At 64.0% G+C, this 6055-nt stretch carries 6 protein-coding genes and 1 pseudogene; 6 read left to right on the plus strand and 1 reads right to left on the minus strand.

The window, feature by feature from the left end; translation table 11 throughout:
- Positions 1 to 116 precede the first annotated feature (116 nt).
- From EN932_RS26590 to EN932_RS26615, 6 genes are all read left to right on the plus strand, one after another.
- On the plus strand, positions 117 to 266 hold the full coding sequence (locus EN932_RS26590; protein ID WP_013528205.1) for a DUF3096 domain-containing protein: 150 nt from the start codon (positions 117 to 119) through the stop codon (positions 264 to 266).
- A gap of 206 nt (positions 267 to 472) precedes the next feature.
- The gene (locus tag EN932_RS26595; protein WP_013528204.1) at positions 473 to 697 is read left to right on the plus strand and encodes an aa3-type cytochrome c oxidase subunit IV; all 225 of its coding nucleotides are present in this window, start codon (positions 473 to 475) and stop codon (positions 695 to 697) included.
- 85 nt (positions 698 to 782) lie between these two features.
- Positions 783 to 2063: a Re/Si-specific NAD(P)(+) transhydrogenase subunit alpha gene (locus EN932_RS26600; RefSeq protein WP_127368040.1), complete on the plus strand. Its 1281-nt coding sequence runs from the start codon at positions 783 to 785 to the stop codon at positions 2061 to 2063.
- Positions 2060 to 2488: an NAD(P) transhydrogenase subunit alpha gene (locus EN932_RS26605; RefSeq protein ID WP_024501908.1), complete on the plus strand. Its 429-nt coding sequence runs from the start codon at positions 2060 to 2062 to the stop codon at positions 2486 to 2488. Before EN932_RS26600 ends, EN932_RS26605 begins: the two co-directional genes overlap by 4 nt.
- A gap of 6 nt (positions 2489 to 2494) precedes the next feature.
- Positions 2495 to 3892, plus strand: coding sequence for an NAD(P)(+) transhydrogenase (Re/Si-specific) subunit beta (locus EN932_RS26610; RefSeq protein ID WP_013528201.1), 1398 nt, complete (start codon positions 2495 to 2497; stop codon positions 3890 to 3892).
- A gap of 134 nt (positions 3893 to 4026) precedes the next feature.
- The gene (locus EN932_RS26615) at positions 4027 to 5508 is read left to right on the plus strand and encodes a hypothetical protein (protein WP_127368039.1); all 1482 of its coding nucleotides are present in this window, start codon (positions 4027 to 4029) and stop codon (positions 5506 to 5508) included.
- A gap of 98 nt (positions 5509 to 5606) precedes the next feature.
- On the opposite strand, the pseudogene EN932_RS26620 reads toward EN932_RS26615, so the two are convergent.
- A pseudogene (locus EN932_RS26620) lies at positions 5607 to 6055 on the minus strand (hypothetical protein); the annotation flags it as partial.

Genomic DNA, 6055 nt, shown 5'->3' on the forward strand with positions numbered 1-6055 from the left:
GGCAGGGTTCCCCACTATTTTGCAGGGCCGACAGGAGCCTTTTGGCGATTTCGGCGTTCTGGGTGAGGCCACGAGCAGCGCCCCGGGTCGATCTGAGTTTTTTGAGGGAACCCGCCATGACCATTTCCACACTTGCGCTAACCCCGCTCATCTCGCTGATCGCCGGCGTGCTGATCCTGGTCATGCCAAGGCTGTTGAACTACATCGTCGCGCTCTATCTGATCGTCGTCGGGTTGCTCGGGCTATTTCCGCATCTAGCAGGCTGAGGCGCCGGCTTAGGCCACGCAAGCGTCCGCCCTTCGGAGTTCCGCATCAAGCATCAGAATCCAGCGATCGGACTCCGTCGCGGCGTCGACTGCTGGCTTCAATCTTTCTTTGAGGCAGTTGTCGGTTGTTGTGCGGCAATAGCGCCATTGCTCTCGGCGCGGCTTTTCGCTATGTGCCTGAAAGATGTCTTCGAAGGGGTATTCCTATGGCTGATCACTCGCCGACTGGTCCTGTCGAACTGGGCGCGAAGATGGACTATGCCGAGCATGACCGCACCTATGCGGGTTTCCTCGCGCTGGCCAAGTACGGCTCGCTGTTTTGTGGCGCCCTGCTCCTGGCGATGGCCTTCGGCTTCTTCGCGGGCGGCTTCTTCTCGGCGACCATTCTGTTCGTGCTGATTCTGGCTGTCGGCGCCTTTATCCTCCGATAGATTTTTCCGACATCTTGTCCACGGCGCCGCCGCGAGGCCGGCCGGCGTCTTGCGGGAAATAGCTTCCGGCCGAAAGGATCATGCGGTGGGACAGACGGTTTTCATCCCTCGTGAGCTCGATGCCAACGAGCCGCGCGTCGCGGCTTCGCCCGATACGGTGAAACGGCTGGCGGCGTTGGGCTTCGACGTCGTCGTCGAGGCCGGTGCCGGTCTGAAATCGCGCATCATCGATGCCGACTATGCGAGCGCCGGCGCTGCTATCGGCAAGGCTTCCGATGTCGCCAAGGCCGATGTGGTGCTGAAGGTGCGCCGGCCTGGTGATGCCGAGCTGAAGAGCTACAAGCCCGGCGCGGCTGTGATCGCCATCATGGACCCCTACGGCAACGATGCCGCCGTGGCAGCTCTTGCCAAGGCCGGCGTCACCGCTTTCTCGATGGAATTCATGCCCCGGATCACCCGCGCGCAGTCGATGGACGTCTTGTCCTCGCAGGCCAATTTGGCCGGCTATCAGGCGGTGATCGACGGGGCTTCGGAATATGACCGCGCCTTGCCGATGATGATGACGGCGGCCGGCACGGTGCCGGCGGCGAAGGTCTTCATCATGGGCGTTGGCGTCGCCGGCCTGCAGGCGATCGCCACCGCGCGCCGGCTTGGTGCGGTTGTCACCGCCACCGACGTTCGCCCCGCCGCCAAGGAACAGGTCGCCTCGCTCGGCGCCAAGTTCCTCGCGGTCGAGGACGAGGAATTCAAGGCGGCCGAAACGGCCGGCGGCTACGCCAAGGAAATGTCGAAGGAATATCAGGCCAAGCAGGCGGCACTCACATCAGAGCACATCGCCAAGCAGGATATCGTCATCACCACGGCGCTCATTCCCGGCCGGCCGGCGCCCAAGCTGGTCTCGTCGGCGATGGTCGCTTCGATGAAGCCGGGCTCGGTGATCGTCGACCTCGCGGTCGAGCGCGGCGGCAATGTCGAGGGCGCCGAAGCCGGCAAGGTGGTCACCACCGCCAACAACGTCAAGATTGTCGGCCATCTCAATGTGCCTGGCCGCATCGCGGCGTCGGCCTCGCTGCTTTATGCCAGGAACCTGTTCGCCTTTCTCGAGACGCTGGTCGACAAGACGACCAAGACGCTTGCCATCAATCGCGACGACGATCTGGTCAAGGCAACGATGCTGACCGATGGCGGCAAGGTGGTTCATCCGGCTTTCGTGAAAGCCGACCAGCAGCCGGCAAAGGGCCAATATGTCGAGCCGGCCGCGATCCCGGCCAAGACCATGGTCGCCGATGCTTCGCCCAAGAAAGCCGCGTCCAAGAAGGCGGCCGCACCCAAGTCGCCCTCGTCGAAGCCGAAAGGGATCGCGTGATGGACCAGACCCTGCAGAAAGCCCTCGACCAGCTCGACCAGGCCTCCGCCGCCGTCCGGCTGGCGGTGCACAATCTGGCGACCGCGCCCGGCGGCACTGACGCAGCCGGTGATGCCGCGCATGCGCTCTCCGGCGGCGCCATCGATCCCTTCGTCTTCCGCTTCGCCATCTTCGTCCTGGCGATCTTCGTCGGCTACTACGTCGTCTGGTCGGTGACCCCCGCACTGCATACGCCGCTGATGGCCGTCACCAATGCCATCTCCTCGGTCATCGTCGTCGGCGCGCTGCTTGCCGTCGGCATCGCCGCCTCCGGCATTGCCGCGGGCTTCGGCTTCGTCGCGCTGATGCTGGTTTCGGTCAACATCTTCGGCGGCTTCCTCGTCACCCAGCGCATGCTGGCCATGTACAAGAAGAAGGACAAGTAGAGCGCCATGAACGCCAACTTCGCGTCCTTCCTCTACCTCGTCTCCGGTGTCCTGTTCATCATGGCGCTGCGCGGCCTGTCGCATCCGACCACCAGCCGCCAGGGCAATCTCTACGGCATGATCGGCATGGGTATTGCCATCGCCACCACACTGGCTCTGGCGACCCCGTCCGCCGGCCGCTTCGGCCTGATCGTGCTCGGCCTTGCCATTGGCGGCGGCGTCGGCGCCGTTACCGCGCGCCGCATCGCCATGACCTCGATGCCGCAGCTGGTCGCTGCCTTCCACTCGCTGGTCGGCCTCGCCGCCGTCATGGTGGCGGCTGCCGCGATCTATGCCCCGGAAAGCTTCGGCATCGGCACGGATGGCGACATTCATGCCCAGGCCCTGATCGAGATGAGCCTTGGCGTCGCCATCGGCGCCATCACCTTCACCGGCTCGGTCATCGCTTTCCTCAAGCTCGATGGCCGCATGTCCGGCAAGCCGATCATGATCGGCGCACGCCACTTCATCAACGCCGCACTTGCTATCGCGCTCGTCGTGCTGATCGTGTTGCTGGTCACCACCGAGTCCAAGCTGGTCTTCTGGCTGATCGTTGCCGCCTCGCTGGTGCTCGGTATCCTGCTGATCATCCCGATCGGCGGCGCCGACATGCCGGTCGTCGTCTCGATGCTGAATTCCTATTCCGGCTGGGCGGCGGCGGCGCTGGGCTTCACGCTCGGCAATCTGGCGCTGATCATCACCGGCGCGCTGGTCGGCTCATCCGGCGCGATCCTGTCCTACATCATGTGCAAGGGCATGAACCGAAGCTTCATCTCGGTCATTCTCGGCGGCTTCGGTGGGGAGACGGCAGCGGCCGCCGATGACGGCATCGAACGCACGGTCAAGCAGGGTTCTGCCGACGATGCCGCCTACCTCATGATGAACGCCCAGAAAGTCATCATCGTGCCGGGCTATGGCATGGCGGTTGCCCAGGCGCAGCATGCACTGCGCGAAATGGCCGACAAGCTCAAGGCCAATGGCGTCGACGTGAAGTACGCCATCCACCCGGTCGCCGGCCGCATGCCCGGCCACATGAACGTGCTGCTCGCCGAAGCCAATGTGCCCTACGACGAGGTGTTCGAGCTTGAGGACATCAACTCGGAGTTCGCGCAAGCCGACGTTGCCTATGTCATCGGCGCCAACGACGTCACCAACCCGTCCGCGCGCGACGACAAGTCCTCACCTATCTACGGCATGCCGATCCTCGATGTCGACAAGGCGCGCACCTGCCTGTTCGTCAAGCGCTCGCTCGGTTCCGGCTATGCCGGTATCGACAACACGCTGTTCTACAAGGACGGCACCATGATGCTGCTCGGCGACGCCAAGAAGATGACCGAAGAGATCGTCAAAGCCATGGATCACTGATCCGGGATAAGCGCCGGGACACGCCAAGAATCGCCCGGCTTCGCGCCGGGCTTTTTCTTGGCTCGACGGCGATTTCGGCGCTACGATGACGAATTCCCGCCTCGACGGCGGGATTGTCGTCGACGGAGACGTTGGTGCCTGACCCGATCGCATCGCCGCCCGCCGGGAAAGCGCCGCGCAAGCCTGGCCAGGCGGTGGTGATCGTGCATGGCATGGGTGAACAGCGGCCGATGGATACGCTGCGAGGCTTTGTCCAGGCTGTCTGGAGCCATGACCCCAACCGCGCGCCGTTTTATGCCCATGTCGCCGATCCGGCCGACCCCGCCGGCGCGAAGATCAACCAGAGCTGGATCACTCCCGACAGCCGGACCAATTCGTACGAACTTCGCCGCATCACCACGCCCTACGATGTCGATGGCCGCCGCACCGACTTCTACGAGCTTTACTGGGCCGACATCACGCAGGGCACGACGCGAGGCCGGCTTGCCGCCTGGGTGACAAATCTGCTGTGGCGCAAGCCCGCCGACATACCGCCGGACGCCCGAAAGCTCTATCTGGTCACCCTGGTTGCCGTCATCATCGCCCTGGTCGCGACGCTCGCGCTTGCGACGTCGGTTTGGCAGCAGCAGATTTCGTGGACCGTCGGCGTCCTCGTCACCATCCTGGCCTCGTTCGTCATCTGGTCGGTGGACCGTTTTGGCCTTCCCTATTTCGGCGATGTCGCGGCCTATGTGCGCGCTGAAGCGGCCACGGTAGAGAAGCGGGCGCTGATCCGCGACCGCGGCCTGAAGCTGCTGAAGCGTCTGATGATGGACGATACCTACGATCGCATCGTGCTGGTCTCGCACAGCCTCGGCTCGATGATCGCCTATGACCTGTTGCAGATCTTATGGTCCGATTTCAGGCCCCGAAAACTGGAGGCCATCCGCGACAAGGCGAAACTGAAAGCTATCCACGCCATCGACAAGGCGACGCTTGTTGCCGACGGCTCGGCATGGCCCGGCAGCCTTGACGATCTTGCCGGGTTCCGGCGCGATCAGTGGGAGCTCTATCGCCAACTGCGCACCAGGGACGACAGCCATCGGCCTTGGAAGATCAGCGATTTCGTCACGCTTGGTAGCCCGCTGACCCACAGCGAATTTCTGGTGACGCACAATCTCGCCGAATTCAGGCGCGGCATCGCCGAGCGCCTGTTCTCGGCATGTCCGCCGATTGCCGAGGGAGCGGCGGCCGGTGGCACCGTGCTTTATCAGGAAGGGCGCAACCGTTCTTCCGGCAAGCCGCAGCGGGCGGTGCATCATGGCGCGGTGTTTGCTGCGACGCGCTGGACCAATATCTTCGACCGCGGCAATGGTTGGCTGACGGGCGATCCGATCTCAGGGCCGATGGCGGAGAATTTCGGCCCGGGCATAGAAAACATCCAGGTCGAGCTGCGCGGTTCCCTCGGCCGTGTCTTCACCCACACGCTGTACTGGTCGTTGGCGGCGACCGGTAGCGAGGTTGCCGCCGGCGATCAGCCGCGCTCGCATCTCGCCGTGCTGCGCGACGCTGTCGACCTCGGTCGCAAACTGGAGCCGAGCCAAGCCGAAGTGCCGGCGATTCCTCCCCGAAAATAAGAACGGATTTCAGCGAACGGGGTCGTGGCAGCGCCGCTCGACAACTTCAAAGCAAAGCCGCTCCGGGCGGCCCGGAGTGGCTTTGTTGCAAGTGCAGTTCAACGGTTGGTGATAAAAACCGCTTCCTCATCGTCGCGCTGCCTGCCGCCAAGGGCCGCGGCAGCACTGGCGATAAAGGCGCCGATGGCCAGCGAGAGCGCACCAAGCAAGGCAAACGTCGCACTGGCCTTCCTGGCTGTGTCGGCGGCCTGCTGCGCCTTGACCTTGGCGTCCTGGGCCTTGGCGAGGACGGCATCCACCCGGGTCCTGGCGTCTGCTTCCGAAAGCCCCGTGCGAACGGCGACCAACTGCGACAGATAGGTTTTGTCGTCTGCGGAAACCTCGCCTGCCGCGGCGCCGGCGATCAGGATGCGCGAAGCCTGCCCAACCGCGGCCGCATCGCTGTCCGGATTGGCGGCCGCGAGCTTGCCCGGATCGGCCGGACGGAACAGTGAATCCACCAGGTAGGATGTCGCATTGTCGGCCGACGCGCTGCCGGCATTGGCCG

Source organism: Mesorhizobium sp. M7A.F.Ca.US.002.01.1.1, assembly GCF_004022955.1.
GTDB classification, from domain to species: domain Bacteria; phylum Pseudomonadota; class Alphaproteobacteria; order Rhizobiales; family Rhizobiaceae; genus Mesorhizobium; species Mesorhizobium ciceri.